Here is a 25,458-nt window from a genome sequence, read left to right as displayed (position 1 = left end):
TCCTGCTTAATCTCTCCCTCCTGGACCCACACCCACACCATGGCAGCAGCTGCTGATGAACTGATCGACACCCCGGCGCCCGACCAAGAGGCGAAACAGGGATTTTTCCAGACCACCATGGGAAAGCGCGTCGCCATCGGCGGCGGTATCGCGCTGGTCACCGCCATCATGATCGCGCTCTGGATGTGGAGCCAGGCGCCGGAATACCGCGTGCTGTTCTCGAACTACAGCGACCGCGACGGTGGTGCGATCACGGCCTCGCTCGACCAGATGGGGGTGGAGTACAAGTTTTCGGAAGGCGGCTCGGCGATCCTGGTCCCGGCCGAGAAGATCCATGACCTGCGCCTGAAGCTGGCCGCGCAAGGCCTGCCGAAGGGCGGCAACGTCGGCTTCGAGCTGCTGGAAAACCAGAAGCTGGGCGTGTCGCAGTTCCTGGAACAGGTCAATTACCAGCGCTCGCTCGAGGGCGAGCTGGCGCGTTCGATCCAGTCGCTCGGCTCGGTGAGCGCCGCGCGCGTCCACCTGGCGCTGCCGAAACCCTCGGTCTTCGTGCGCGACCAGCAGAAACCCACCGCCTCGGTACTGCTGAACCTGCAGCCGGGCCGCGCCCTCGACCCGGGCCAGGTCAGCGCCATCGTTCACCTGGTCGCCTCGAGCGTGCCGGAACTGACCATCGGTAACGTCACCGTCGTCGACCAGAACGGCAACCTGCTGTCGGACACCTCCAACAAGGCCGCCGGCAACAAGGGCCTGGACGCGACCCAGCTCAAGTACGTCGAGCAGGTCCAGCAGAACATCATCAAGCAGGTCGAATCGATCATCGCCCCGCTGGTGGGCAAGGAAAACGTGCGCGCCGAGGCAACCGCCGAGATCGACTTCGCCCAGGTCGACACCGCCGCCGAGATGTACAAGCCGAACTCGCCGCCGGAACCGCAGGCGATCCGCAGCCAGCAGACCTCGGAATCGAGCCAGCCGGGCGCCGGCGCGTCGGGCGTGCCGGGTGCGCTGTCGAACCAGCCGCCGGGCGTGGCCACGGCGCCGATCGACGGCCAGCCGCCCGCCGCGGCAGCTGCAGCCGGCGGACCGACCCGCAAGGACGCGACCACCAACTACGAAGTCGACAAGACCATCCGCTACGAGCAGCGCCCGATGGGCGGCATCAAGCGCCTCACCGTTGGCGTGGTCGTGAATCACCGCCGCAGCGTCGATCCGAAGACCGGCAAGATCGTCGTCAAGCCGCTGGCGGCCGCCGAAGTGGCCCAGATCAACGAGCTGGTGAAGCAGGCGATGGGCTATTCGCAGCAGCGCGGCGACACCCTGAACGTGACCAATGCCCCGTTCGACGGCGTCGACCGTCCGGACGACACCCCGCAGCAGCTCGACTGGTGGCGCGATCCGGCCAACCTGCCGCTGGCCAAGGAAATCGGCAAGTACCTGCTGCTGTTCGCGGTGCTGGCCTTCCTCTACTACCGGATCCTGCTGCCGCTGATGCGCCCGGCGATCAAGAAGTTCGACGAGGTCACGGCCCTGCCGCCGCAACCGGAACCGGAAGAAGAGATGTCGAAAGAAGTCGCGGCCGAGATCGCCGAAGAAGAAATGGAAGAACAGGAAGTCGAGCGCCGGAATCAGGGCTACCGGGCGAACCTGGAGATGGCGCAGGAACTGGCCCGCAAGGACCCGCGCATCGTCGCTAACGTCGTGAAAGCATGGTTGGGATCAAATGAGTGACAAGGACAAGGAAGGCGTAACCCAGGCAGCGATCCTGATGCTGGCCCTGGGTGAGGCGGAAGCGGCCGAAGTGATGAAATTCCTCGGCCCGCGCGAAGTGCTGAAGCTGGGCGGCGCGATGGCGCAGATGAAGGCGGTGCAGCACGGCGAAGTGGTGAAGGTGCTGGAAGCCTTCGTCGAAGAGACCAACCTGCATTCGACCGTCGGCCTCGATTCGGACGAGTACATCCGCCAGGTGCTGACCAAGGCGCTGGGCGACGACAAGGCCGCCGTGCTGCTCAACCGCATCCTGGGCGGCAAGGACGCGTCGGGCATCGAGAGCCTGAAGTGGATGGATTCGCCCTCGGTGGCCGAACTGATCCGCAACGAGCACCCGCAGATCATCGCCACCATCCTGGTCCACCTCGAGCGCGACCAGGCCTGCGAAATCCTGGCCCACTTCACCGAGCGCCTGCGCAACGACGTGGTGCTGCGTATCGCCACCCTGGACGGCGTGCAGCCGGCCGCCCTGCGCGAGCTGAACGACGTGCTGACCAAGCTGCTGTCGGGTAACGAGAACATCAAGAAGTCCTCGCTGGGCGGCGTACGCACCGCGGCCGAGATCCTGAATTTCATGAGCGGCGAGCAGGAAGCGGCCGTCATGGACAATATCAAGAACTACGACAACGACATGGCGCAGAAGATCATGGACGAGATGTTCGTGTTCGACAACATTATCGACATCGACGACCGCGGCATCCAGCTGCTGCTGCGCGAAGTGCAATCCGAGATGCTGATCATCGCACTCAAGGGCGCCTCGCAAGACCTGCGCGAGAAGATTTTCAAGAACATGTCGCAGCGTGCGGGAGAGATGATGCGCGAAGACCTGGAGTCCAAGGGGCCGGTGCGCCTGTCGGAAGTGGAATCCCAGCAGAAACAGATCCTGCAGATCGTGCGCCGCCTGGCGGACGAAGGCCAGATCGTGCTGGGCGGTAAAGGTGAGGATTCCTTCGTCTGATGATTCCTAAGGAACAGCAAAGCGCTTACCAGCGCTGGGAAATGACCTCGTTCGGCGACGAACGCCCGAGCACCCAGGCGCGCCGCGCCGCGATGGCGCCTCCTCCTGCCCCCGAGCCGGTGGAAATCGTGCCGCACATGGCGCTGCCGACCATCGAAGAACTGGAAGCGATCCGCGAGCAGGCCCGTGCCGAGGGTTACGCCGAAGGCTTGCAGGAAGGCCGCGCAGCCGGCCATGCCGAAGGCTATGCCGACGGCGCCCGCGCCGGCCAGATCGAGACCGAGGGCGAGCTGGAAAACCTGCGCGCGATCGCCGCCGGCTTCAGCGACGCCGTGGTGCAGGCCGACGAGACCATCGCCCACGACGTGCTGGAACTGGCCCTGCGCCTGGCGCGCGGCATGGTGCGCACCGCCTTCGACGTGCGCCCCGAGCTGATCCTGCCGGTGGTGCAGGAAGCGATCGGCTACCTGCCGGTGCTGGCCCAGCCGGCCACCCTCACCCTGAACCCGGAAGACGCCGAGATCGTGCGCCAGGCCATGGGCCAGGAACTGATCAAGGGCGGCTGGCGCATCGTCGACGATGCCATGATGGCGCGCGGCGGCTGCAAGGTAGACACCGCCAGCAACCAGATCGATGCGCAGGCGCAGGCGCGCTGGGCGCGCCTGACCCACGCCCTGCAAAGCAACGTCGATTGGTTGGCATGACGACCACCGACCGCCACACCGCCCGCTGGAAATCCTTCATCAAGGACTGCGACTCCCTGGTCGGCCTGGCCGAGCCGATGCAGGTCTCGGGCCGCGTCACGCGCGTGGCCGGCCTGGTGATGGAATGCGTCGGCCTCAAGCTGGCGGTCGGCAGCGCCTGCACCATCCCGGTCGCCAACGGCCAGCGGATCGAGGCCGAAGTGGTCGGCTTCGAGGGCGAGCGCCTGTTCCTGATGCCGCAGAGCGACGTCGAAGGCGTGGTGCCGGGCTCGCGCGTGTTCCCGGTCGAGACGGCGCTGCCGAAGCCGGGCAGCGTGCAGCACCCGCGCCGCCGTCCGAGCGACCGCGCGCGCCACCTGCCGGTCGGCATGCAGCTGCTGGGCCGGGTAGTCGACGGCGCCGGCCGCCCGCTGGACGGCAAGGGGCCGCTCAACACCGACGAGGTCGGGCCGCTGAACGCCCGCCCGATCAACCCGCTCGACCGCGCGCCGATCTCGGAAACCCTGGACGTCGGCGTGCGCGCCATCAACGCCATGCTGACGGTCGGCCGCGGCCAGCGCCTCGGCCTGTTCGCGGGTACCGGCGTCGGCAAGTCCGTCCTGCTGGGCATGATCGCGCGCTACACCACCGCCGACGTGATCGTCGTCGGCCTGATCGGCGAGCGGGGACGCGAAGTCAAGGAATTCATCGAGCAGATCCTGGGGCCGGAAGGCCGCGCCCGCTCGGCCGTGGTGGCCGCGCCGGCCGACTCGCCGCCCCTGATGCGCCTGCAGGGTGCCGCGTATGCCACCGCGATCGCCGAGCACTTCCGCGAGCAGGGCAAGAACGTCCTGCTGATCATGGATTCGCTGACCCGCTACGCGATGGCCCAGCGCGAGATCGCCCTGGCCATCGGCGAACCGCCGGCCACCAAAGGCTATCCGCCTTCGGTGTTCGCCAAGCTGCCGGTGCTGGTGGAACGGGCCGGCAACGGCGTCGAGGGCGGCGGCTCGATCACCGCCTTCTATACCGTGCTGTCCGAGGGCGACGACCAGCAAGACCCGATCGCGGATGCGGCACGCGGTATCCTGGACGGCCACATCGTCCTGAACCGCCACCTGGCCGAAGCCGGCCACTACCCGGCGATCGACATCGAACAGTCGATCTCGCGGGCGATGCACGGCATCACCTCGCACGAGCACCAGCTGGCGGCGCGCAAACTGAAGCAGCTGTACTCGCGCTACCAGCGCTCGCGCGACCTGATCAGCGTCGGCGCCTATGCCGCCGGCAGCGACCCGGTGCTGGACCAGGCGATCGCCAAGCACGAGCAGATCGAGCACTTCCTGTGCCAGGAAATCCACGACAACGCGGGCATGCTGGAGAGCTTGGGGCAATTGACCTCTCTATTCCAAGGATAAGTTGATGCTTCTGGGCACTATACTGTGACCCATTATGGCCAACACTTCCGCCCTCGAAACCCTGATCGACCTGGCACAGCGCGATTCCGACGCGATCGCCAAGCGCCTGGGTGCGGCCCTGAAGGCGGTCGAAGAGGCCGAGCAGAAGCTGGTGATGCTGGATGGCTATCGCGACGAGTATGTTCGCAAGCTCGACGCGGCCCAGGCGGCGGGCATCACGCCCTTCGCGTACCACAACTTCGTCGCCTTCATCGGCAAGCTGGACAACGCCATCATCGGCCAGCGCGAGGTGATCAAGCATGCGCAGTACAAGGCGGACACGGAAAAACAGGCATGGCAGGAAAGCGAGCGCAAGCGCCTGTCCTACCGCACGCTGAACGAACGCGCCGCCGCCGAGGCACTGGCGATCGAGAACAAGCGCGACCAGAAACTGATGGACGACCACGCCGCCCGCGGCGCCCGCTACAAACAACGCTGAATACAGGCTGAGCATTCATCATGACGATGCAGACCACATCCCTTCCGTTCCAGGTGTCTGGCGCCAGCGCGCTGGCCCAGCCGCAACCTCAGTTGCAACGTTCTGCCGCAGCCGGCGTGCAGGCGCCCGAGAACGAACTGTTCAGCGCTTCGCTGTCGCGCGCGATGGCGCCGACCCAGCCGCCTTCCCCTGCACCGGCAGCAACGCCGGCGCAAGCCGCCAAGCCGGCCGCGCCCGCCAAGCAGCAGGCCGCCGACAAGCCGGCGGTCCAGGGTCCGAAGAGTGCTGCGCGCGAGCCCGCCAAACAGAACGAGGCAGCATCGGAGGCACCGGCGCAGGCCGCGGCCACGAGCGAATCGGCGGACCCGGCCAAGGATGCGGAAGCCGCCGCCGATTCGGCCACTGCCGCCGCCGAAGCCGCGACCACCCCGGTCACCGACATGCTCGCCTTCATGGCCAGCCTGACCCAGCCGGCCCCGGCAGCGCCGGTCGCCGCACAGGAAGCCGGCGCCGCCGCGCTCCAGGCGGCATTCGCGAAACTCGAGACTGCCGGCACCCCTGTCACGGCAACGGATCCGGCCCTGGCCGCGGCCACTGAAGGCGAGGCCGCAGGCTTCTCGCTGGCCGCCGGCGTGCAGCCGGGCGCGCAGGAGAGTGCCGACCTGCGCACCCTGCAGCAGACCGCGCAGGCAGCTGTCGCGGCCGATCCGGGCAAGGTCCAGCCGCAGGGCCGCGAGGCCGCCGCCAACGCGGCAGCCGCCGAGGCGCCGCTGCCTTCCGTCACCCAGCTGCAGGCCCAGGCCGCGAAGCTCGAGACGGTGCCGAACCCGGCCGCCGTGCCGACCGACCGCATCCCGGCCCGCGTCGGCACCCAGTCCTGGGACAACCAGGTCAGCCAGCGCATCGTCTACATGGTGGGCAAGGAACAGGCCGCGACCTTGACGCTGAACCCGCCGGACCTCGGCCCGGTGCAGGTGGTGCTGAACGTGAGCAACGACGGGGCCAGCGTGGCCTTCTCGTCGAACCAGCAGGAAGTCCGCCAGGCCTTGGAAAACGCCCTGCCGCGCCTGCGTGAAATGATGAGCGAGAGCGGCATCGCGCTCGGTAATGCGACCGTGGATGCCGGCACGCCGGACCAGCGCCAGGCCCAGCAGGATGGGGAGCGCCGCAATGGCGGTGGCGGCGGATTCGGCAATGTCGGCGGCACGGCCGCCGCGAATGACGATGGCGCCGGCGCCCGGCCGGCAACCCGCACCGTGGCGCTGGGTGACAGCGGCATGGTCGATACGTTTGCATAAGCTCATCACAGGCGCGCAACAATCGGCGGGATTGCCGTCCGTTACCCCCTCTTTTCAGGGCATGACGGTCTTGGCTCCCCCGCGATAATGCCATAATGACGGACCCATTCTTTTAGGCAGCAAAGAGACATCTGATGGCGAATGCAAAACCAAAGGCCGACCCGAAGGCGGACGCAGCAGCAGCTCCGGCCGGCTCCAAGAAGAAGCTGATCGTGATCGCCGTGGCGGCCGTGCTGCTGCTCGGCGGTGGCGGCGGTGCGGCCTGGTATTTCATGCAGGACGACGCGGTGGCCGGGCAGCACAGCCCTGAGGAAGCCGGAAAGAAGAAAAAGAAAGAATCCGACGCCAAGCCGGAATACGTGCCGGTCGAGTCCTTCACGGTCAACCTGCAGCCGGAAAATGGCGAGCAGTACCTGCAGGTGCAGTTCACCCTGCAGGTCGATGGCACCGAACAGGCAACCCTGATCAAGGACAATATGGCGATCGTGCGCAACCGCGTGCTGCTTCTCCTGTCGGGCAAGAAAGCATCGGAAATCAGCACCGTCCAAGGCAAGCAGCAGCTCGCCGCCGAAATCCAGGCGATCATCAAGGAACCGTTCGAGAAAGAAGGCGACGAGCAGGAAGTAACGGACGTATTATTTACCTCGTTCATCATCCAGTAACAGAAGCACCATGGCCGATAATTTCCTCTCACAGGAAGAAGTCGATGCCCTCTTAAAAGGGGTCAACGGCGATCAGGACGACATTGCGGCGCCTGAAGACACCTCGGGAGTCCGTACCTATAACTTGGCGACGCAGGAGCGGATCGTCCGCGGCCGCATGCCGACGCTCGAGATCATCAACGAGCGTTTCGCCAGGTATCTGCGGGTTGGCCTGTTCAACTTCCTGCGCCGCAGCGCCGAGGTCTCGGTGGGCTCGGTGCGGGTCTCCAAGTACAGCGAGTTCATCCGCAACCTGGTGGTCCCGACCAACCTCAACCTGATCCACATGAAGCCGCTGCGCGGCACGGCCCTGATGGTGTTCGACCCGGGCCTGGTGTTCCTGCTGGTGGACAACCTGTTCGGCGGCGACGGCCGCTTCCACACCCGCGTGGAAGGCCGCGACTTTACCCAGACCGAGCAGCGCATCATCATGCGCATCCTCGACATCGTGTTCGAGGCCTATGCCAAGTCCTGGGAGCCGGTGTACCCGATCGAGTTCGAGTACATCCGTTCCGAAATGAACACGCAGTTCGCCAACATCGCGACCCCGAACGAAGTCGTGGTGTCCTGCACCTTCACCATCGAACTCGGTTCGGTGTCGGGCCAGATCCACTTCTGCATGCCCTATTCGATGATCGAGCCGATCCGCGACGCGCTGACCTCGAGCATCCAGGGCGAGGCCCTGGAAGTCGACAAGCGCTGGGTGCGCCTGATGACCCAGCAGATCCAGGTCGCCGAGGTCGAGCTGGTGGCGGTGCTGGGCGAAGGCCGTGCCAACTTCGACGAGATCCTCAACATGAAGGTCGGCGACATCATCCCGATCACGGTCCCGGAACTGCTGCAGGCCACGGTCGACGGCGTGCCGGTGATGGATTGCACCTATGGCGTCTTCAATGGACAGTACGCCTTGAAGGTCGAAAAGTTGCTCGCCAACAGCGACAATTTCAATAAATAACAGCATTGAATCTGCCCGCGCAGGCCGCGGGCGACACAGGAGAGCATTATGTCTGATACCCAGGACGACCAGGGCAGCCTCGACGACGATTGGGGCGCGGCGATTGCCGAGCAGGCCGCGGCCGAAGCGGCGGCACTCGAGCGCCAGCAGGCGCAGCAGGCGACCGCCACCGCCGCCGTGTTCAAGGATTTTTCGAACAAGGGCGCGCGCAACGATACGCCGAACGATATCGACTTCATCCTCGACATCCCGGTCCAGCTGACCGTGGAACTCGGCCGCACCAAGATCGCGATCAAGAACCTGCTGCAGCTGGCCCAGGGCTCCGTGGTCGAGCTCGACGGCCTGGCTGGCGAGCCGATGGACGTGCTGGTCAACGGCTGCCTGATCGCCCAGGGCGAGGTCGTGGTCGTGAACGACAAGTTCGGTATCCGCCTGACTGATATCATTACGCCATCGGAACGGATCAGAAAACTGAATAAATGACCTCTAGCAACGATCACGTACGGCGGAAAGGGAACCCGACCGCCGTACGGTTTGTGGCAGCGCTGCTGTTCGCACCATTGGCAGCCTGCGCCGCGCCCGTCGGCGCAGACCAGGCGCCTGCGCTCCAACAGCAGCAACAGACCGCGCCGGCCCCGCAACAGGCGGCACCCGCAGCCACCGCACCGATCCCTGTCCCGGCTCCCGCCTCGCAGGAAACCCAGCCGCTTCCCCGCGGCGCCACCACCACCGGCCGCCCGGCCACGCCCGCCCGTCCCGCTCCGTCCGGCCCGGTCTCGACGCCGATCCAGTCACCCGCCCCCGCACCCGTCGACGCCATGCCGGCTCCCGCAGCCGAGCAGCCTGCCGTCCCGGCCGCGACGGCGCCCGCACCCGTCCAGCGTCCACCCCAGGTCGTGATGCCCGCCTCGAACACGCCCGCGACCGGCAGCCTGCTGCAGACCATCCTGGCCCTGGTGCTGGTGCTCGGCCTGCTGCTCGGCCTGGCCTGGTTCCTGAAACGCTACGGCCCGCGCGCCATGGGCGCGAGCGCCAACGTGAAGCTGGTCGGTGCCCTCAATATCGGCGGCCGCGAGCGTATCATGGTGGTCGAAGTGGGCGACCAGTGGATCGTCGTCGGCGCTTCGCCGGGACGGGTCAATGCCCTGGCCACCATGCCGCGCCAGGAAGGCGTGCACACCGATGGGCAGGCCACGCTCGCCGCCCACGGACCAGGTGCCGGCAGCTTCGGCGACTGGCTCAAGAAAACGATAGACAACCGTAATGCGAAATAAAAAACTCCTGCTGGGCGCCGGACTCGTCGGCCTGGCCCTGCTGCCCTTGGCGGTCCTGGCCCAGCCCGGCATCCCGGCCTTCACCACCAGCCCCGCCGCTGGCGGCGGCACGCAATTCTCGCTGCCGGTCCAGACCCTGATCCTGCTGACGGCGCTGACCTTCCTGCCGGCCGCGCTGCTGATGATGACCGCCTTCACCCGCATCATCATCGTGCTGTCGCTGCTGCGCCAGGCGCTCGGCACCCAGACCGCGCCGCCGAACCAGGTGATGGTCGGGCTGGCGCTGTTCCTGACCTTCTTCGTGATGGGCCCGACCTTCGATCGCATGTACACCGAGGCCTACCTGCCCCTGCAGCAGAACAGGATGCAGATGAGCGAGGCGCTCGATCGCGGCGTGGTGCCGCTCAAGGAATTCATGATCAAGCAGACCCGACAGTCCGACCTGGCCCTGTTCGTCAAGATCTCGCGCTCGCCCGCCCTGCAGGGTCCGGAAGACGTCCCGCTGCGCGTCCTGATCCCGGCCTTCGTGACGAGTGAACTCAAGACGGCGTTCCAGATCGGCTTCGCGATCTTCATCCCCTTCCTGATCATCGACATGGTGGTGGCTTCGGTGCTGATGGCGATGGGTATGATGATGATGTCGCCGGCCGTGATCTCGCTGCCGTTCAAGCTGATGCTGTTCGTGCTGGTCGACGGCTGGCAGCTGCTGCTGGGCTCCTTGTCCCAGAGTTTCTACTAGGGAGACGCGCATGACTCCGGAATCCGTCATGACCATGGGCCGCACCGCGATGGAGATCACGCTGATGGTCTCCGCTCCGATGTTGCTGGTGGCGCTGATCATCGGTCTGCTCATCAGTATCTTCCAGGCCGCGACCCAGATCAACGAAGCGACGCTGTCCTTCATCCCGAAGCTGATCGGCATCTTCATCGCCCTGGTCCTGGCCGGGCCCTGGATGCTGTCCACCATGCTCGACTACATGCGCGGCGTGTTCACCAGCATTCCCGGCCTGATCGGCTGAGCCTGGGCCTGCCCCGATGCTGAGCCTGACTACGGGCGAGATGAACGCCTGGATCGCAGGGCTGCTGTGGCCGCTCACGCGCATCCTCGGCCTGGTCGCCGCCGCGCCGCTGTTCGGCAATGCCGGCGTGCCGATGCAGATCAAGCTCGCCCTCGGCGTGCTGCTGGCCGCCGTCATCGCCCCCACCGTGCCCGAGATCCCCGCGGTCGAGCCCACCTCGTGGGCCGGCATCCTGATCCTGGTGAAGGAACTCCTGATCGGCGTGGCGATGGGCTTCGCGATGCGCATCGTGTTCGCCGCCATCGAGTACGCCGGCGAGGTGGCCAGCATGACGATGGGCCTGGGCTTCGCCGTGTTCTTCGACCCGAATTCGCACGGCCGCTCGTCGGCGGTCGGCCAGTTCCTGGCGCTGGTGGCGACCATGGCCTTCCTGGCCGTGAACGCCCACCTGATCCTGCTGGCGGCGCTGGCCGAAAGCTTCCATGCGCTGCCGATTTCCGCGACCCCGTTTTCCGGCAACGCGCCGCTCGAGCTGGCGCGTTGGGGCGGGAAGATCTTCTCGAGCGGGCTGCAGCTGGCGCTGCCGATCGTGGCCGCCCTGCTGGTCACCAACGTCGCCCTCGGCATCCTGACGCGCGCCGCGCCCCAGCTGAACATCTTCGGTATCGGTTTCCCGGTGACGCTGGGCGTGGGCTTCCTGACCCTGAGCCTGGCCCTGCCCTACCTGGGCATGCCGATCGTGAACCTGTTCAACGAAGGCATCGAGGCCGGGCGCGCGGTGCCGCGCGCCGGCGTCCAGCGCAATGCCGCGCCGGCGCCGGCACCGGCGACCGCCAACCCGGCCGCGCGCCCCGCGCCGGGTTAGCGCGGTATGCTTGCCCGGTCATCAGCCATTCGCGATCCCATGAAGACGGTCCGTCCCCTGCACCTCCTTGCCACAAGCCTGCTCGCCGGCATCTGCCTCGGCGCGGGCGCCACGCCCACCCCGCCCGCCATCCGTGCCGAGATCGACGCCCTGATGTCGCACATGAAGGCCTCGGGCTGCCAGTTCGAGCGCAACGGCAGCTGGCACAGTGCCACCGATGCGCAGGCTCACCTGATCCGCAAGCTGGAGTACATCGAGAAGCGCCGCGAGACCCTCGCCAGCACCGAGCAGTTCATCGAGGTCGCGGCCGCGAAGAGCAGCTTCACGGGCAAGCCCTACCGGGTCAAATGCGGTGGCGGCGCAGCGCTGCCCAGCCGCGACTGGCTGAACCGGGAACTGCAGGCGCTGCGCGCGGCGAGCCGGAAGACCAGGCCCTGAAGGCCGCCATCCATCCACTTCCCATCGTCCATGTCAGAACACCTCATCACCGACCTCGCCTCGCTGGAAGCCCTGTTCGGCGAAGTCGCGCCGCCCTCGATCGCCAAGGAGACCGACAGCCTGCATCCGCTGTACGCGCGCTGGATCGCAGCTGCGCGCTTCGCACTGCTGGCGACCAATGGTCCGGACGGGCTGGACATCTCTCCGCGTGGCGACGCCGGCGCGCTGGTGCGCATCGTGGATGAACACACCCTGCTGCTGCCCGAGCGGCGCGGGAACAACCGCATCGACAGCCTGCGCAACCTGATCGGAGATCCGCGCATAGGGCTGATCTTCATGATTCCAGGCGTGGGCGAAACCCTGCGGGTACGCGGCAGCGCCCGGATATGCGTCGACCCCGCATTGCTGGCATCCTTCGCCGTCGACGGCAAGCGGCCGCATTGCGTGCTGCGCGTGACGGTCACCAAGGTGTTTTTCCAGTGCGCGCGTTCGATCCTGCGTTCGCGACTCTGGCACCCCGGAGAACACGATCGCTCGGGGGTACCGACGCCGGGAACGATGTTGACCGCGCTCACGAGAGGCGGCATGGATGGTGAAGCCTACGACAGCGGCTTGCCGCAGCGGCAGCGCGAAACACTGTATTAGCGCCGCCTGACCTACCCAAAAACAAAGGCGCTGTCACCGTTATCTATGGATGACTCTGATTGCGATGCGCAGCAATTGTTCAGCAGAAGTAATCCGTCCGCCATCAAGTGCCCAGCGCCAGCCCAGGTAATTCGGTAAATAGCGCGAGGCGACGCCGTGAAAACGCGCCAGCCATTCGCGCAGGCGCTGGTGATAGGCATTGACGTTCTGGACATGGATGGCGCTGGCGCTGCCGCGACGGACCCGCTCGCCCGCGTGCAGGTTCACTGCCTCATGGGCGATGCCGTGTTTGCGGGAAAAAGCCCGGTAGGAGGCGTTCGCGTCGCTGACCAGCAGTGCTTGCCTGTCGAGCTTGGGCAAGAGGTGGCGCTCCAGCTGCGCCACCGTCAGGGCGCCGCGACCAGCGAGCGCATCGATGGTTTGGCCGCTGCGGTCACGCGCGACCAGGATGCAGTCGAGTTCGCGTGAGATCCCGCGCCTGCTGGCCCGGCCACCACGCTTGCGCGGCGCACGCTCCAGTTTGCGCGCGCCTTTCTGAGACTCCAGCATGAACATTTCATCGGCCTCGACGACGCCGCTCAAGTACCGTGGTCGATCGTGCTTGACCCGCTCGAGGAAGCGGTGACGCCAGCGGAAGGCGGTATTACGGTGCACGTGTACTTGCTTGGCCGCCGCGCGCACCGGTTTCGAATCGAGCATTGCAGCCAAGTAATCAAGCCATTTGTCGCGCAGCCGCAGCCGTGCCAGCGGCGTGCCGCTCAGGTCGTTGAAGCTGCGCCTGCATTCGCGGCAACGGTAGCGCTGCAGGCCGTTGGCCTGGCCATGCCGATAGTAGCGTTCGCATGCGCAGCGCGGGCATTGGCGTTTGGCTGCGCCAATCTGCCCGATCAGGGCGACTACTTGGTCGAGCCCGGCAGCCGGATGCAGCGCGGCAAGCGTTTGCAGCCGTTGTGGCTGGTTCAGATCGGGCAGCTGTGCAAACCATTGAGTGAAGCTGGGCGCTTTCATGGCCGGTTCCTGTCGATGCGGACAGGACTTGGACCATGGGTGAACTCAGCAGTTCAATCCTCATCCATAGCTAACGATGACAGCGCCAAAACAAAAAAGACCAGGCCGAAGCCTAATGCCAGTCAGCTTAACTGGCATTAGGCTTGCGCCGGATTTTTTCTTAACAGAAAGATCAGAGATAGTTAAACAGCGACAATCCAGACATCGTCTTGAACGACATCTGCGCCGCTTGTAGCGTGCTCTGCTGCATCGAAAAATCGGAAATCGCCTTGACCATGTCCAGGTCCTGCAGGTCGCCCAGGGTGGCCGCGTACTGGATGTCGAGGTCGTCGCCGGCGCTGTCGAGGTAGTCGAGTTCCTTCATGTGCGCACCGACCGAGGCCTGCACGGTCAGCACGTTGTCGTGGGCCGCCTGCAGGTTGTCGAGCGCGGTATTCAGCTTGTTGGTCAGCAGCGCCTTGCCGCCCGCGCCCTCGGCCGGGCCGCGCAGGGCCGCGATCAGGTCGGTCACGGTGGTGAACACCGACTGCTTCTCGCTCGGCTTGGCCGTGAAGATGTCGCCGTCGGCCGGCTCGCCCTTGATGTCGAAGCTCAGGCCGCCGAAGCTGATCGACTTGCCCGCCTCGTAGGGGATGCCGGTTTGGCCCGGAACCGCGGCCTCGGTGCCATCGGTAGTATCGACCACGCTGTAGGTGGTCACGGCCGGCGTGCCGGTCACCGAAAAGCTGAGTTTGTAGTCGCGTCCCGCGTTGGCCAGGGCACGGTCGGTCACCGAGCCCGAAGAGATGATGGCGCCGCCGGTATTGTTCTTGGCGGCCTGGGTCTGGAAGCTGCCATTGCCGGTCGGGTTGTTTTCGAACACGGCGGCGCCCGAGGCCGACAGCGGGATTTTGCGCGAAGCTCCTACCTGCAGCTGGCGCTGGCCCTGGTCGCCCTGGTAGACGGCGCCGCCGGGCGTGCGGGTAAACGGCTGGGTGGTCGCCATATAGCCCGAGAACAGGTAGCCCCCTGCCCCGTCGGTGGTATTGGCCACGCCCAGCAGGTCTTGCAGGCGTCCCTCCATCTCGATAGCGAGGGCTTGGCGGTCCTGCGGCTGCATGCTCCCGTTGCCGGCATTGACCGCCAGCAGCTGGATGTCCTGCAGCAGGTCGCCGGCATTCTGCAGCGCGCCTTCGACCGCCGTCAGGGAGGAGCGCGCGCTGGCGCGGTTGGTGGCGAACTGCGCGTTCATCTCCTTCGACTGGCTCACTTCCAGGGCACGGGCCGAGGCTACCGGGTCGTCGGCCGGGGTCAGGATGCGGCGCTCGGTCGACAGCTGCATCTGGGTGCGCGCCAGGGCGCTCTGCAGCGTATTGAGCTGGGCGGTGGCGTTGCCGTAGATCGACAGGGTACTGATGCGCATAAACTACCTCTATGACTGGTTAGCGGCCGATCGACAGCAGGGTGTCGAAGATGGTGCCGGCGATCTGCATGACCTTGCCCGCGGCCTGGTAGGCCTGCTGGTACTTGATCAGGTTGGTGGCCTCTTCGTCCAGGTTCACGCCCGAGACGTCGGACGCGCTGGCCTTGGCCTGGGTCAGCAGCGCCTCGGCCGCCTCGCCGTTGACCTGCACTTCGCGGGTCTTGTTGCCCACGGTACTGACCAGCTGGGCGTAGGACGACTGCAGGGTGGCGGTCCCGTTGTTGAAGATGTTCTTGGTCTGCAGGTCGGCCAGCAGGCCGATGTTGCGGGTGTCGCCCACGCCGCCGGCATTGCCCGCGATGCTGAAGCTGTCGCCATTGCCCGGGGTGCCCGTCATGGTCACGCTGATGCCGCCGAAGCTGTAGGTGGAACCGTCACCAAAGGGCACATTGGTGGCCGGCGCCGCATAGTCGATGACCTTGCCGGCACTGTCTTTCACGCTGACCACGGCGCCCGGCGGGAAGCCGCTCAGGTTGCCGGCGTTGAAGCTCAGCGTGACCGGCAGCGCCGGCGCGCCGGTGAGAAAGTCTTCAGTAACCTGGCCTTCGCTGATCTTGCCGGTGCCGGTATTGCTCACCGGCGCGCTGGTGGCGATCGGCGCGGCGGCGGCGATGCTGGCCACGTCCTTGATCAGGAGCTTGAAGTTGGCGGCGCCGCCGATGGTCGGACGTACCAGGAATTCGTCGTCCTTGGCGGCCAGGCCGGAAATGCTGAAGTCGACGCCGTCGATGGTCTGGGTGGTGCCGGCCGCGCTGTAGGGCGTGATCGCGGTCGACTTGTTGTCCGACAGGCGGATCACGTTGTAGTTGGTCCCGTCGAACTCGACCTTGTAGTCGCTGTCCACCAGCTTGCTCGGATCGCTGACCTTGGCCTGCACCTGGGTGGTGCTGGTGAGCGCGTTGTTGATGTTCTTGCCCACGTAGGCCGGCGCCACGCCGAAGAAATCCTTGCCGGGCGCGCCGTTCTGGTCCAGGCCGAGCTTGTGCTGGGCGTTGAACTCCATGGCGAGGCCGATCGCGACCTTGCCCAGCGCGCTCTGGGCCGGGTCCAGGGTCTTGCTGCGGAAGTCGAGCGCGCCGCCGATCTGTCCGCCGGACAGGGCGTTATCGGCCAGCACGGTGACCTTGCTGCCGGTCACATAGCCCACCTCGATGCGGGTCAGGTCGGTCGGCGACTTGGTGGCCGCCAGCTGGAAGGCGCGCTGGCCCACCACCAGCGGCTGGCCGCTGCCGATCGAGACCGTCAGGCTGTTGTTATCGCCCGGCATCACAGTCGCCTTGACCTGGGTGTTCAGTTCCATCACCAGCTGATCGCGCTTGTCGAGCAGGTCGTTCGGCGCGCGCTGCTGGGCCGCGGCGAAGGTCCCGATCTTGTCGTTCAGGTCGGCGATCTGGGTGGCGTAGGAATTGATCATCGTGACGCTCGACTCGATGCTGCTGTTCACACCTTCGCGGATCTCGCCCAGGCGCGCATCCAGCGCCTGGAAGCGGGTGGCCAGGGTGTCGGCGCCGGACAACATCGACTGGCGCGACGCGACCGAGGCACGGTTCGCGGCCATGTCCTGCACGCCTTTGAAGAAGCTGTGCAGCGAGGGCGAGAGGCCGGCGGTCTGGTCGGCCAGCATGTTGTCGATCTGGCTGATCTGGGAGTAATACGAATCCAGGCCGCTCTTGCTGGACTGGGCGTTACGCACCTGCAGGTTGAGGAATTCGTCGCTGTAGCGCTTGATCTGGGAGATCTGGGTGCCGGTGCCCTGGAAGCCGACGCCGGTATCGAGCATCGGGCCGGTGGCCTGCACCACCACCTGGCGGTTGTAACCGGCCACGCTGGCGTTGGTGATGTTGTGGCCAGTCGTGGACAGGCCTGCCTGTGCCGCGAACAGGCCGGTCTTGCCAATGCTGAGGAGGTTACCGGACATGTCTTCCTTCTTTCTCTAACGTTCTTATCAACGGCAGCTTTTGCAAAAACTTGACTGGTCGATCTGACAAGCTTCTCGTAGGGTGGGCGGGTTTCCCGCCCACGCGTCCAACTAAAACATGCGTTATCACAGCGCGTCCGTGAGTTGAACGCGTGGGCGGCGAAGCCGCCCACCCTACGATGTTCACGCCAATGAATTCTTGATGATGCGGGTCAGCTTGGCCGCGTACATCGGGTCGGTCGCATAGCCGGCGCGCTGCAGGCCCTGGGCGAAGGCGGTGGCGTCGCCGCCGCTGGCCAGCACCTTCTCGTAGCGCGGGTTCTTGGCCAGCATGTTGGCGTAGTCCTTGAACGAGTCGGCCGGGGTGTCGTAGGCGCGGAACTTCTCGACCTTCGTGTGCGGGCGGCCGTTGACGTACTCGGTGGTCACTGCGGTGGCAACCTTGCCTTTCCAGCCAGGGCCGGCCTTGATGCCGAACAGGTTGTTGCTGTTCGTGCCGTCGGCATTGCGGATCATGCGCTTGCCCCAGCCGCTTTCTAGTGCCGCCTGGCCGAGCATGAACTTGGCCGGCACGCCGGTGGCGCGCTCCGCTTCCGCCGCATGGACGTGCAGCTTTTCCTGGAAGGCGCGCACGTGCGGCGCCTGGACCCGGCCACTGTCAGTGGTCAGCGGCAGCGCCGGGGCGCCCGGCTGCTTCGCGCCGGACTTGATCATGGTGGCCGCGTCCATGCCCGGACGCATGCTGCCGTCGAGCGGCGCCAGCTTCGACGCCGCGGCCGCGGCCTGCCCCGTTGCGACGCCGTCGGCACCGATGGCCAGCGCCTGCGCCCCCAGCTGGTTCGACGTCAGCTGGCGGGTCAGCACGTCGGCCAGGCCCATGCCGCGCTTGGCCAGGTTCTGGCTCAGCTGCTGGTCCAGCATGCCGGTGAACATCTTGGACTGGTTATTGTCCATCAGGCCATCCTGGGGCGTCGCGTCGCGCATGCTCTTCATCATCATGTTGATGAACATGGCTTCGAACTGGGTGGCGGCTTCCTTCAGCGCGGCCGGTGAGCCGTTCTTGGCGCCTTGCTTGAGTTCGCCCAGGCCCTTGGTGTCGAGGGCGAACTTGCTGGTCAGGTCAGTGGAAGGAGAGCCGATCATGATGAGCCTGCCTGTTAGATGATCTCGAGTTCGGCGCGCAGCGAACCGGCGGCCTTGAGTGCCTGCAGGATCGCCAGCAGGTCTTGCGGGGTGGTGCCGATCGAATTCATGGCCTTGACCACTTCGGCCAGCGAGGCGCCGCCCTTGATCATCAGCACCCGGCCCGGTTCCTTCTTGACGTCAACCGAATTGTTGCGGGTGACGGCGGTCTGGCCGAAGGAGCCCGGGGCCGGCTGGCTGACACTGGTGTCGGCGCCGACCGTCACGGTCAGGTTGCCGTGCGAGATCGCGCAATTCTCCAGCATCACCGCCTGGTTCATCACGACCGAACCGGTGCGGGCATTCATGATGACCTTGGCCGCGTCCCTGGCGCGCGCCACGTCGATGCCCTCCAGCTGGCCGATGAAGGCCACCCGCTGGTCGCTCGAGGACGGGGTGCGCACGCGGATCACGCGGCCATCCAGGGCGGTGGCGATGCCGGCGCCGAACTGGTCGTTGATGGCTTCGACCACCCTTGCGGCGGTCGAGAAATCGGTCTGCTTCAGTTCCAGGCGGATCTGGTTGTCGGAACCCAGGTTCGAGGCGACGGCGCGCTCGACGGTGGCCCCTTCCGAAATCTTGCCGACTGACAGGTGATTGACCTGCACCTGGGCGCCACCGGCCTGGGCGCCGACACCGCCGACCAGCACATTGCCCTGGGCCATGGCGTACACCTGGCCATCCGCGCCGTGCAGCGGGGTCATCAGCAAAGTGCCGCCGCGCAGGCTCTTCGCGTTACCGATCGAGGACACGGTGATGTCGATGGTCTGGCCCGGCTGGGCGAAGGCCGGCAGCGAGGTCGTGACCATCACGGCCGCGACGTTCTTCAGCTGCAGCTGGGTGCCCGGCGGCAGGTTGACGCCCTTCTGCTGCAGCATCGCCTGGATCGACTGCACGGTGAACGGGGTCTGGCTGGTCTGGTCGCCGGTGCCGTCCAGGCCCATGACGATGCCGTAGCCCGACAACTGGTTCTGGCGCACGCCGGCGATGCTGGCGAGATCCTTGAGGCGCTCGGCCTGGGCCAACGGAGCCACGCCGAGCAGGGCTGCACAGAAGAGAGCGATGGGAGCGAATTTCATGGCGGGCCTCAGAACGGCAGCATCGACTGGAAGAAGCGCGAGAACATATTGCTCACCTCGGCCTTGTCGACGCGGCTGTTGGTACGGTATTCGACGCGCGCGTCGGCGATCACGGTGGAAGCGACGATATTGCCTGGCTGGATAGTGTCCGGCGCGACCATGCCCGAGAAGCGGATGTACTCGATGCCCTTGTTCATCGCGACCTGCTTCTCGCCAGCGACGATCAGGTTGCCGTTGGGGAGCACTTCGGTGACGGTCACGCCCAGCGTGCCGGTGAAGTTGTTCGAGGCGCTCTGGGTGTCGGCATCGGCGAACTTGTTCGCGCCTTCCAGCGCCACGCCCGCACCGATCCTGGCCTGCAGCGGACCCGGCACCGAGAAACTGGCGCTGCCCGACTTGCTGCCGGTGCTGGCGCCGGATTTGCCGGCCGAGGTGCGCTCGCTGATGTTCACCGTCAGCAGGTCGCCGATGTGGCGCGCGCGGCGGTCTTCGAACATCGGACGGTAGCTGTTGGCGTTGTAGATGGCGCCGTCGTTGGCCGGCGCGGCCTGCACCAGCATCGGACGGGCCGAGGTCGGCCCCTGGACGATGGTGCTCGGGGTGGTCGAGCAGCCGGCAACAGCCAGTGCGGCGACAACGATGGCGATAGTACTTTTCATGTTTATAACTGGGACAGTTTCTGCAGCATCTGGTCGGAGGTGGTGATCGCCTTGCTGTTGATCTCGTAGGCGCGCTGGGTCTGGATCATGTTGACCATTTCCTCGACCACGTTCACGTTCGACGATTCGACATAGCCCTGCATCAGCACGCCGGAGCCGTTGGTGCCGGGCACGTTCAGGTTCGGGTTGCCCGAAGCACCGGTCTCGACGTACAGGTTCTCGCCGCGCGATTCGAGGCCGGCCGGGTTGATGAAGGTCGCCAGCTGCAGCGAGCCGACCTGGGTCGGGGCCACGGTGCCCGCAATCTTCACCGAGACGGTGCCGTCACGGCCGACGGTGATCGATTCGGCATTCGCCGGAATGGTGATGGCGGGCTGGACCACGAAGCCGCTGGACGTGACCAGCTGGCCGTTGGCGTCGGTCTGGAAGGAGCCGTCGCGGGTGTAGGCCTGGGTGCCGTCCGGCAGCAGGACCGGGAAGAATCCCGAGCCGTTGACCATGACGTCCTTCGAATTGCCGGTCAGCTGGGGATTACCCTGGGTGAAGATGCGCTCGGTGGCGACGGTGCGCACACCGGTACCGATCTGCAGGCCCGACGGCAGATTGGTCTGCTGCGAGGACTGGGCGCCCGGCTGGCGCACGTTCTGGTACAGCAGGTCCTCGAACACCGCGCGCGAGCGCTTGAAGCCATTGGTGCTGACGTTGGCGAGGTTGTTCGAAATGACGTCGAGGTTGGTCTGCTGCGCTTCGAGGCCGGTCTTGGCGATAAACAGCGAACGGATCATGGAATTCTCCTTAGGGCGGCAGACGAAGTCCGCCACGTACAGGAGAATTATGCTGCAGCAACTATTAATTCAAAGCGAGGATCTGGGTGGCTTTCGCTGCGTTATTCTCGGCGTTCTTCAGCAGGCTCATTTGCGTCTCGAATGAACGTGCCAACGAGATCATGCTGACCATCGAATCGATGGCCGACACATTGCTGCCCTCGAGCGCGCCGCCGGCCACCCTCACCGCGGCATCCGGCTGGGCCGTGCCGCCATCCTTCAGGCGGAACAGGCCGTCGTCGCCGCGCACCAGGTTCTCGGCCGGCGGGTTCACCAGTTTCAGGCGGCCGAGGATATTGCTTGCTGCCGGCTGGTCGGTGGTGGAGATGGTCGAGATGGTGCCGTCGCCGCCCACGGTCACGGTGACGTCGGGCGGGATCGTGATCGGGCCGCCCTCGCCGGCGATGGTGGCGCCGCCGGCGGTGGTCAGCAAGCCGTTCTGGCTGGTCTGCAGCGAACCGTTGCGGGTGTACGCCTCGGTGCCGTCCGGCATCTGGACCGCGAGCCAGCCCTGCCCCTTGACGGCGACGTCGAGCTCGCGCCCGGTGACCTGCAGCGCGCCCGCGCTGAAATCGGCAGCCGGGGTCGAGTTGACCACGAAGGCGCGCGTCGGCAGGCCTTCGCCCTGCACCGGCACGGCGCGGAACACGTCCAGCTGGGCACGGAAGCCCGTGGTGTTCACGTTGGCCAGGTTGTTCGAGGTCGTGGCCTGCTGTTCCAGGATGTGCTTGGCGCCGCTGGCGGCGGTGTAGATCAGGCGGTCCATCGTTTATCTCCCCGTGACGACGATTAACGCAGGTTCACCAGGGTCTGCAGCACCGAATCCTGGGTCTTGATGGTCTGCGCATTGGCTTGGTACACGCGCTGCGCGGTGATCATGTTGACCAGTTCCGCGGTCAGGTCGACGTTCGAGCTTTCCACCGCCGACTGCTGCAGCACGCCGAAGCTGCCCGAGTTCGGGGTGCCGACCAGCGGCACGCCCGAGCTGGCCGATTCGGCCCAGGCATTGTTGCCCAGCGGCTCAAGCCCGTTCGGGTTGGTGAAGTTCGCCAGGATCACCTGGCCCAGCGGCTTGGTCTGGCCATTGCTGTACTGGCCCAGGACGGTGCCGTCCAGGCCCGTGGTGAAGCGCTGCAGGTTGCCGGCCGCATAGCCGTCCTGGACCAGCTTCTTCTCGCTGGTGGCGGTGCCATACTGGGTGGTGCCGTCGTAGTCGATGGTGATCGGCAGGGTCAGTTCGGCGCCGGTCGACGGGAACACCGGCAGGGTCACGGCGATCTTGCCGGCATCGGTCGAGCTGACCTTGTTCAGGCCGCCACTGGTGTCGAAGGCCAGGGTGCCGATCGGCTTGGCCGGGACCTTGATCGCCTTGGCGATGGCGGCATCGACCTCGTCCGGGGTACCGCCCGGCACCGCCGCGGCATTGGTGGCCGCGGTGCCGATCTCGGTCTGGGTCGCGGCGGTCGCGCCGGCGGTGCCGGCTGCGGCCGATACGACGCCGGAAGCGGCGCTGGCATAGGCGCCGAGGGCGGCGGCAATGGTGGCCGGCACCGGCGGCACCGCCTTGGTCGCGGCTTCCCAGTTGCTGCGCGCGGTATTCACGGCGGCATTGCCGCCGGCTGCGGCGGCCACGGCCAGGTTGGTCACTTCGGTGCCGTTGTTGGCCGCATACACGTCCCAGGTACCTGGAGTCGTGCCCTTGACGTAGAAGGTCGACAGCACGTGCGGATTGCCCAGCGTGTCATACACGCTCATCGGGGTCTGCTTGTTGTAGGTGGTCGGGTCGTCCGCATTGAAGGGCGCGTTGGTCGGCGGCAGGCTGCGCGAGTCGAGATTCAGCTCCATCTTGACCTCTTCGGTCTTGACCGGTTCCAGGTCGGCGGTGTCGATCTGCAGCGGGGTCGGGGCGCCGGCCACCAGCGCGCCGTTCGCGTTCAGGCCGTAGCCGGTCAGCTTGGCGCCCTGGGCGTTGATCAGGAAGCCGCTCTTGTCCAGCGAGAACTGGCCGTTGCGGCTGTACTGCACCATGCCCGAGGCTTCGGTGCGGAAGAAGCCAGCGCCGTTGATGGCGATGTCGAGCGGGTTGTTCGAGGCTTCGACGTTACCCTGCGTGAACTGCTGGGCGATGTTGGCGACCTTGACGCCGATACCGGCCGAGATGCCGCCGGCGCCGTTCAGCGAGTTGGCGTAGACGTCGGCGAACTGGGTGGTCGAGCCCTTGAAGCCGACCGTGCTCGCATTGGCGATGTTGTTGCCGATAACGTCGAGGGATTTGGCTGCGCCGTTCAAGCCGCTCAGGCCTTGTTGGAAAGACATGGTGTACTCCTTACAGGACTTGTTTGATATCGGCCATGGTGACGACACCCTTGACCGGCAGGTTCAGCTTGACGCCGTCCTTCGAATTGGTGGTGACGCTGGCGACGCTGTCGAAGGACAGGGTGCGCGCATCCTTCAGTTCCTCGCCGGCGCGGCTGGCGATCACCTTGTAGGTATAGGTACCGTCCGGCAGCGTGACCGGCTTGCCGTCGGCATCGACCTTGGTCGGGTCGACCACGCCGTCCCAGGCGATCGGCAGCACGCCGGGCTGCTGGGCGCCGAGTTCGATGGTGGCGACTTCCTTGCCGGTGGCATTGCTGGTGACCACCACCTGGACCTTGTCGGCCGCGCTGTCGAGCTCGACACCGAGGATGGCCTTGCCGCCGCTGAGCTGGGCCTGGTAACCCTCGACCAGCACGCCGTGGCCGATCAGGTTGGTCGCCTGCATCGCTTCGGACGACTGGTAGCTGGCCTTGAGCGATTCCAGCGTGCTGTTGAGCTTGTTGACGCCGGTGACGGTCTGCAACTGGGCCAGCTGGCTGGTGACCTGGGCATTGTCGAGCGGGTTCAGCGGATCCTGATTCTTCAGCTGGGTCACCAGGAGGGTCATGAACTTGTCGGTGTCGGCCTGCACGCCGTCGACCTCGGCCTTCTTGGCGTTCATGGTCGACATCAGGTCGTTGACATTGGCGCCCGGGTTGGCGGTGTTAATGGTGGTCATGGCTTAGTCTTTATTGGCCGAGGGTGAGCGTCTTGAGCAGCATGCTCTTGGCCGCATTCATGGTTTCGACGTTGGTCTGGTAGGAGCGCGAGGCCGACAGCATGTTGACCATCTCGTCGACCACGTTCACGTTCGGCATCGCCACATAGCCCTTTTCGTCGGCCATCGGGTGCTTGGGGTCGTAGACCTGCTTGAGCGGCGACGGGTCTTCGACCACTTCGCGCACGCGCACGGCGCTACCGCCGGACTGCTGGGGCACGGCCTCGAACACGACCGCCTTGGCGCGGTAGGCTTCGCCGGTGGGGCTGGTGGCGCTGTCGGCGTTGGCCAGGTTGGAGGCCACGGTATTCAGGCGCTGGGCCTGGGCGCTCATGGCCGAACCGGAAACGTTGAAGATATTGAAGAGCGACATAATTGGAGTCCTTATTGACCCTGGATGGCCGCCAGCAGGCCCCTGATCTGGTGGTTGATCATCGTGATGCCGGCCTCGTAGCGCAGCGCGTTGTCGGCGAACTGGTTGCGCTCGACGTCCATGTCGACGGTATTGCCGTCGACGCTGCCCTGCACGTCGCCGCGGTACAGCACCGGGGTGCCGTTGGCGAGCACGTCGCCGGTCGGCTTGCCGCGGCCGATATGGCTCTGGGCGGTGGTGGCCAGCGGGCCGCCGGCGCCTTTGCCGGCCAGCGCACTCTGCAGCGCGTTGCTGAAGTCGATGTCGCGCGCCTTGTAATTCGGGGTGTCGGCGTTGGCGATGTTCGACGCCAGCAGTTCCTGGCGCTGGGCGCGCAGGGACAGGGCCGTTTCGTTGAAACTCAGGTACTGGTCGATCTTGCCGATCATGCCGCCTCCTGCTGGACACTTGTTGGGACAGCACCGATGATACGTACAGGCAACACTTCCCAATCGGTCGAGTAAGACGGCCAAAACCCGGCTATTCAAAGTTTCGCGGCAAGTCGGCGCTGCCTAAAATGGCAGCATCTACCCTTTCCATCGGTCCCATGAAACGCATCCTCGCCTCCTTGCTCATCCTTGCAGCGCCCCTGGCGAGCGCCCAGCAGGCAGTCAATGCCGGACGCCAGAACCTGCCGGCACTGCGCACGGTCGCCGAGCAATACCTGCAGACCCAGAGCGCCGGCCTGCCGGGCAAGGTCACGGTCAAGGTGGGCCAGGTCGATCCGCGCACCAGCCTGGCGGCCTGCCCGGCGCCGGAAGCCTTCCAGCAGCCGGGCGCGCGTGCGTGGGGCAAAACAACGGTCGGGGTGCGCTGCACCGCGCCCTCGCCATGGACGGTGTATATTCAGGCCACGGTGAACGTGGTGGCCGACTACGTCGCGGCCGCCGTGCCGCTGGCCCAGGGCCAGCCGGTCGACGCCGGCCAGCTCGTCATGATGCAGGGCGACATCGCCGCGATGCCGAACGGCATCATCACCGACATGGCCCAGGCCATCGGCCGCACGCCGACCGCCTCGCTGCCCGCCGGCACCCCGCTGCGTCTCGATACGCTGAAATCGAAGCCGGTGGTCCAGCAGGGCCAGGCGGTGCGCCTGGTATCGAAAGGAAGCAACTTCTCGGTTTCAAGCGAAGCGAAGGCGATCAACACTGCCGGCGAAGGCCAGGTGGCGCAGGCGCGCACCCAGTCGGGCACCGTGGTCAGCGGTACCGCGCGGGCCGGCGGCATCATCGAAGTGGCGATCTGACGCCGCCTTTATCGACGCCGCATATTTTTACTCACCACCCTTTTCTGCGCTAAAGTTTGTGAAATCCTTGCCGATACCAGACGCAGATCCCGG

Annotated in this window: 28 protein-coding genes; 16 read left to right on the top strand and 12 right to left on the bottom strand. The window is 65.9% G+C overall.

Translation table 11 applies throughout. The features are described 5' to 3' along the window. Positions 1–39: 39 nt before the first annotated feature. The 15 genes from fliF to ACSQ25_RS05575 all read left to right on the top strand — a co-directional run bounded on the left by fliF (position 40) and on the right by ACSQ25_RS05575 (position 12,499). Positions 40–1,728: a flagellar basal-body MS-ring/collar protein FliF gene (gene fliF / locus ACSQ25_RS05645; protein ID WP_436104730.1), complete on the top strand. Its 1,689-nt coding sequence runs from the start codon at positions 40–42 to the stop codon at positions 1,726–1,728. After that, on the top strand, positions 1,721–2,725 hold the full coding sequence (gene fliG, locus ACSQ25_RS05640; RefSeq protein WP_436104729.1) for a flagellar motor switch protein FliG: 1,005 nt from the start codon (positions 1,721–1,723) through the stop codon (positions 2,723–2,725). Before fliF ends, fliG begins: the two co-directional genes overlap by 8 nt. Next, positions 2,725–3,429 (top strand): flagellar assembly protein FliH, encoded by a 705-nt coding sequence (locus ACSQ25_RS05635; RefSeq protein WP_436104728.1) that lies wholly within the window; start codon positions 2,725–2,727, stop codon positions 3,427–3,429. The genes fliG and ACSQ25_RS05635 overlap by 1 nt, the downstream gene beginning before the upstream one ends. Then, positions 3,426–4,826: a flagellar protein export ATPase FliI gene (gene fliI, locus ACSQ25_RS05630; RefSeq protein ID WP_436104727.1), complete on the top strand. Its 1,401-nt coding sequence runs from the start codon at positions 3,426–3,428 to the stop codon at positions 4,824–4,826. The genes ACSQ25_RS05635 and fliI overlap by 4 nt, the downstream gene beginning before the upstream one ends. Before the next feature lie 34 nt (positions 4,827–4,860). Beyond that, entirely contained in the window at positions 4,861–5,304 is a 444-nt protein-coding gene (gene fliJ, locus ACSQ25_RS05625; RefSeq protein ID WP_436104726.1) for a flagellar export protein FliJ, read from the top strand. A 20-nt stretch (positions 5,305–5,324) separates the two neighbouring features. Next, the gene (locus ACSQ25_RS05620) at positions 5,325–6,602 is read left to right on the top strand and encodes a flagellar hook-length control protein FliK (RefSeq protein WP_436104725.1); all 1,278 of its coding nucleotides are present in this window, start codon (positions 5,325–5,327) and stop codon (positions 6,600–6,602) included. Positions 6,603–6,736: 134 nt separating this feature from the next. Continuing rightward, the gene (gene fliL, locus ACSQ25_RS05615) at positions 6,737–7,264 is read left to right on the top strand and encodes a flagellar basal body-associated protein FliL (protein ID WP_436104724.1); all 528 of its coding nucleotides are present in this window, start codon (positions 6,737–6,739) and stop codon (positions 7,262–7,264) included. Between the two features lie 10 nt (positions 7,265–7,274). Then, positions 7,275–8,258 carry a flagellar motor switch protein FliM gene (gene fliM / locus ACSQ25_RS05610; protein ID WP_436104723.1) on the top strand — a complete coding sequence of 328 codons (984 nt, stop codon included), beginning with the start codon at positions 7,275–7,277 and terminating at the stop codon, positions 8,256–8,258. Between the two features lie 48 nt (positions 8,259–8,306). Then, positions 8,307–8,741 (top strand): flagellar motor switch protein FliN, encoded by a 435-nt coding sequence (fliN, locus tag ACSQ25_RS05605; RefSeq protein WP_436104722.1) that lies wholly within the window; start codon positions 8,307–8,309, stop codon positions 8,739–8,741. Next, on the top strand, positions 8,738–9,532 hold the full coding sequence (gene fliO / locus ACSQ25_RS05600) for a flagellar biosynthetic protein FliO (RefSeq protein ID WP_436104721.1): 795 nt from the start codon (positions 8,738–8,740) through the stop codon (positions 9,530–9,532). The genes fliN and fliO overlap by 4 nt, the downstream gene beginning before the upstream one ends. Then, a complete protein-coding gene (gene fliP, locus ACSQ25_RS05595; RefSeq protein WP_436104720.1) occupies positions 9,522–10,271 on the top strand; it encodes a flagellar type III secretion system pore protein FliP in 750 nt (249 codons plus the stop codon). Before fliO ends, fliP begins: the two co-directional genes overlap by 11 nt. A 10-nt stretch (positions 10,272–10,281) precedes the next feature. Continuing rightward, complete coding sequence (fliQ, locus tag ACSQ25_RS05590; protein ID WP_436104719.1) at positions 10,282–10,551, top strand: flagellar biosynthesis protein FliQ; 270 nt, start codon at positions 10,282–10,284, stop codon at positions 10,549–10,551. A 16-nt stretch (positions 10,552–10,567) separates the two neighbouring features. After that, positions 10,568–11,416 carry a flagellar biosynthetic protein FliR gene (fliR, locus tag ACSQ25_RS05585; RefSeq protein ID WP_436104718.1) on the top strand — a complete coding sequence of 283 codons (849 nt, stop codon included), beginning with the start codon at positions 10,568–10,570 and terminating at the stop codon, positions 11,414–11,416. A gap of 39 nt (positions 11,417–11,455) precedes the next feature. Then, the gene (locus tag ACSQ25_RS05580; RefSeq protein ID WP_436104717.1) at positions 11,456–11,854 is read left to right on the top strand and encodes a DUF5329 domain-containing protein; all 399 of its coding nucleotides are present in this window, start codon (positions 11,456–11,458) and stop codon (positions 11,852–11,854) included. Between the two features lie 30 nt (positions 11,855–11,884). Further along, a complete protein-coding gene (locus ACSQ25_RS05575) occupies positions 11,885–12,499 on the top strand; it encodes a pyridoxamine 5'-phosphate oxidase family protein (protein WP_436104716.1) in 615 nt (204 codons plus the stop codon). A gap of 39 nt (positions 12,500–12,538) precedes the next feature. Here the strand turns inward: ACSQ25_RS05575 and ACSQ25_RS05570 are convergent, their stop codons facing one another. The 12 genes from ACSQ25_RS05570 to flgB form a co-directional block, all read right to left on the bottom strand. Beyond that, positions 12,539–13,507, bottom strand: a complete 969-nt coding sequence (locus ACSQ25_RS05570) for an IS1595 family transposase (RefSeq protein ID WP_436104715.1) — start codon at positions 13,505–13,507, stop codon at positions 12,539–12,541. 172 nt (positions 13,508–13,679) lie between these two features. Beyond that, complete coding sequence (gene flgL, locus ACSQ25_RS05565) at positions 13,680–14,909, bottom strand: flagellar hook-associated protein FlgL (RefSeq protein ID WP_436104714.1); 1,230 nt, start codon at positions 14,907–14,909, stop codon at positions 13,680–13,682. A gap of 19 nt (positions 14,910–14,928) precedes the next feature. Next, complete coding sequence (gene flgK, locus ACSQ25_RS05560) at positions 14,929–16,887, bottom strand: flagellar hook-associated protein FlgK (RefSeq protein WP_436104713.1); 1,959 nt, start codon at positions 16,885–16,887, stop codon at positions 14,929–14,931. A gap of 183 nt (positions 16,888–17,070) precedes the next feature. After that, on the bottom strand, positions 17,071–18,030 hold the full coding sequence (gene flgJ, locus ACSQ25_RS05555; RefSeq protein WP_436104712.1) for a flagellar assembly peptidoglycan hydrolase FlgJ: 960 nt from the start codon (positions 18,028–18,030) through the stop codon (positions 17,071–17,073). 14 nt (positions 18,031–18,044) lie between these two features. After that, complete coding sequence (locus ACSQ25_RS05550; protein WP_436104711.1) at positions 18,045–19,148, bottom strand: flagellar basal body P-ring protein FlgI; 1,104 nt, start codon at positions 19,146–19,148, stop codon at positions 18,045–18,047. 8 nt (positions 19,149–19,156) lie between these two features. Continuing rightward, positions 19,157–19,807, bottom strand: coding sequence for a flagellar basal body L-ring protein FlgH (locus ACSQ25_RS05545; protein ID WP_436104710.1), 651 nt, complete (start codon positions 19,805–19,807; stop codon positions 19,157–19,159). Positions 19,808–19,809: 2 nt separating this feature from the next. Continuing rightward, positions 19,810–20,592, bottom strand: coding sequence for a flagellar basal-body rod protein FlgG (flgG, locus tag ACSQ25_RS05540; RefSeq protein WP_436104709.1), 783 nt, complete (start codon positions 20,590–20,592; stop codon positions 19,810–19,812). A 64-nt stretch (positions 20,593–20,656) separates the two neighbouring features. Further along, a complete protein-coding gene (gene flgF / locus ACSQ25_RS05535) occupies positions 20,657–21,397 on the bottom strand; it encodes a flagellar basal-body rod protein FlgF (protein WP_436104708.1) in 741 nt (246 codons plus the stop codon). A 23-nt stretch (positions 21,398–21,420) separates the two neighbouring features. After that, positions 21,421–22,947 (bottom strand): flagellar hook protein FlgE, encoded by a 1,527-nt coding sequence (locus tag ACSQ25_RS05530; protein ID WP_436104707.1) that lies wholly within the window; start codon positions 22,945–22,947, stop codon positions 21,421–21,423. Between the two features lie 10 nt (positions 22,948–22,957). Beyond that, a complete protein-coding gene (locus tag ACSQ25_RS05525) occupies positions 22,958–23,668 on the bottom strand; it encodes a flagellar hook assembly protein FlgD (RefSeq protein WP_436104706.1) in 711 nt (236 codons plus the stop codon). 10 nt (positions 23,669–23,678) lie between these two features. Continuing rightward, the gene (flgC, locus tag ACSQ25_RS05520; RefSeq protein WP_436104705.1) at positions 23,679–24,080 is read right to left on the bottom strand and encodes a flagellar basal body rod protein FlgC; all 402 of its coding nucleotides are present in this window, start codon (positions 24,078–24,080) and stop codon (positions 23,679–23,681) included. An 11-nt stretch (positions 24,081–24,091) separates the two neighbouring features. Further along, positions 24,092–24,508 (bottom strand): flagellar basal body rod protein FlgB, encoded by a 417-nt coding sequence (gene flgB / locus ACSQ25_RS05515; protein WP_436104704.1) that lies wholly within the window; start codon positions 24,506–24,508, stop codon positions 24,092–24,094. A 158-nt stretch (positions 24,509–24,666) separates the two neighbouring features. Here flgB and flgA point away from each other — a divergent pair, with 158 nt between their 5' ends. Further along, positions 24,667–25,365: a flagellar basal body P-ring formation chaperone FlgA gene (gene flgA / locus ACSQ25_RS05510; RefSeq protein ID WP_436104703.1), complete on the top strand. Its 699-nt coding sequence runs from the start codon at positions 24,667–24,669 to the stop codon at positions 25,363–25,365. Positions 25,366–25,458 lie beyond the last annotated feature (93 nt).

Origin of the sequence: Massilia sp. LjRoot122 (assembly GCF_964252725.1) — a bacterium.
Taxonomy (GTDB): domain Bacteria; phylum Pseudomonadota; class Gammaproteobacteria; order Burkholderiales; family Burkholderiaceae_D; genus Telluria.
The sequence above is the reverse complement of the archived record's forward strand: the minus strand, read 5'-3'. Positions and strand labels throughout refer to the sequence as shown.

Excerpts from the sequence above, each read along its gene's own strand:
- fliF (WP_436104730.1), top strand. The coding sequence starts at position 40 with ATGGCAGCAGCTGCTGATGAACTGATCGACACCCCGGCGCCCGACCAA.
- fliG (WP_436104729.1), top strand. The coding sequence starts at position 1,721 with ATGAGTGACAAGGACAAGGAAGGCGTAACCCAGGCAGCGATCCTGATG.
- ACSQ25_RS05635 (WP_436104728.1), top strand. The coding sequence starts at position 2,725 with ATGATTCCTAAGGAACAGCAAAGCGCTTACCAGCGCTGGGAAATGACC.
- fliI (WP_436104727.1), top strand. The coding sequence starts at position 3,426 with ATGACGACCACCGACCGCCACACCGCCCGCTGGAAATCCTTCATCAAG.
- fliJ (WP_436104726.1), top strand. The coding sequence starts at position 4,861 with ATGGCCAACACTTCCGCCCTCGAAACCCTGATCGACCTGGCACAGCGC.
- ACSQ25_RS05620 (WP_436104725.1), top strand. The coding sequence starts at position 5,325 with ATGACGATGCAGACCACATCCCTTCCGTTCCAGGTGTCTGGCGCCAGC.
- fliL (WP_436104724.1), top strand. The coding sequence starts at position 6,737 with ATGGCGAATGCAAAACCAAAGGCCGACCCGAAGGCGGACGCAGCAGCA.
- fliM (WP_436104723.1), top strand. The coding sequence starts at position 7,275 with ATGGCCGATAATTTCCTCTCACAGGAAGAAGTCGATGCCCTCTTAAAA.
- fliN (WP_436104722.1), top strand. The coding sequence starts at position 8,307 with ATGTCTGATACCCAGGACGACCAGGGCAGCCTCGACGACGATTGGGGC.
- fliO (WP_436104721.1), top strand. The coding sequence starts at position 8,738 with ATGACCTCTAGCAACGATCACGTACGGCGGAAAGGGAACCCGACCGCC.
- fliP (WP_436104720.1), top strand. The coding sequence starts at position 9,522 with ATGCGAAATAAAAAACTCCTGCTGGGCGCCGGACTCGTCGGCCTGGCC.
- fliQ (WP_436104719.1), top strand. The coding sequence starts at position 10,282 with ATGACTCCGGAATCCGTCATGACCATGGGCCGCACCGCGATGGAGATC.
- fliR (WP_436104718.1), top strand. The coding sequence starts at position 10,568 with ATGCTGAGCCTGACTACGGGCGAGATGAACGCCTGGATCGCAGGGCTG.
- ACSQ25_RS05580 (WP_436104717.1), top strand. The coding sequence starts at position 11,456 with ATGAAGACGGTCCGTCCCCTGCACCTCCTTGCCACAAGCCTGCTCGCC.
- ACSQ25_RS05575 (WP_436104716.1), top strand. The coding sequence starts at position 11,885 with ATGTCAGAACACCTCATCACCGACCTCGCCTCGCTGGAAGCCCTGTTC.
- ACSQ25_RS05570 (WP_436104715.1), bottom strand. The coding sequence starts at position 13,507 with ATGAAAGCGCCCAGCTTCACTCAATGGTTTGCACAGCTGCCCGATCTG.
- flgL (WP_436104714.1), bottom strand. The coding sequence starts at position 14,909 with ATGCGCATCAGTACCCTGTCGATCTACGGCAACGCCACCGCCCAGCTC.
- flgK (WP_436104713.1), bottom strand. The coding sequence starts at position 16,887 with ATGTCCGGTAACCTCCTCAGCATTGGCAAGACCGGCCTGTTCGCGGCA.
- flgJ (WP_436104712.1), bottom strand. The coding sequence starts at position 18,030 with ATGATCGGCTCTCCTTCCACTGACCTGACCAGCAAGTTCGCCCTCGAC.
- ACSQ25_RS05550 (WP_436104711.1), bottom strand. The coding sequence starts at position 19,148 with ATGAAATTCGCTCCCATCGCTCTCTTCTGTGCAGCCCTGCTCGGCGTG.
- ACSQ25_RS05545 (WP_436104710.1), bottom strand. The coding sequence starts at position 19,807 with ATGAAAAGTACTATCGCCATCGTTGTCGCCGCACTGGCTGTTGCCGGC.
- flgG (WP_436104709.1), bottom strand. The coding sequence starts at position 20,592 with ATGATCCGTTCGCTGTTTATCGCCAAGACCGGCCTCGAAGCGCAGCAG.
- flgF (WP_436104708.1), bottom strand. The coding sequence starts at position 21,397 with ATGGACCGCCTGATCTACACCGCCGCCAGCGGCGCCAAGCACATCCTG.
- ACSQ25_RS05530 (WP_436104707.1), bottom strand. The coding sequence starts at position 22,947 with ATGTCTTTCCAACAAGGCCTGAGCGGCTTGAACGGCGCAGCCAAATCC.
- ACSQ25_RS05525 (WP_436104706.1), bottom strand. The coding sequence starts at position 23,668 with ATGACCACCATTAACACCGCCAACCCGGGCGCCAATGTCAACGACCTG.
- flgC (WP_436104705.1), bottom strand. The coding sequence starts at position 24,080 with ATGTCGCTCTTCAATATCTTCAACGTTTCCGGTTCGGCCATGAGCGCC.
- flgB (WP_436104704.1), bottom strand. The coding sequence starts at position 24,508 with ATGATCGGCAAGATCGACCAGTACCTGAGTTTCAACGAAACGGCCCTG.
- flgA (WP_436104703.1), top strand. The coding sequence starts at position 24,667 with ATGAAACGCATCCTCGCCTCCTTGCTCATCCTTGCAGCGCCCCTGGCG.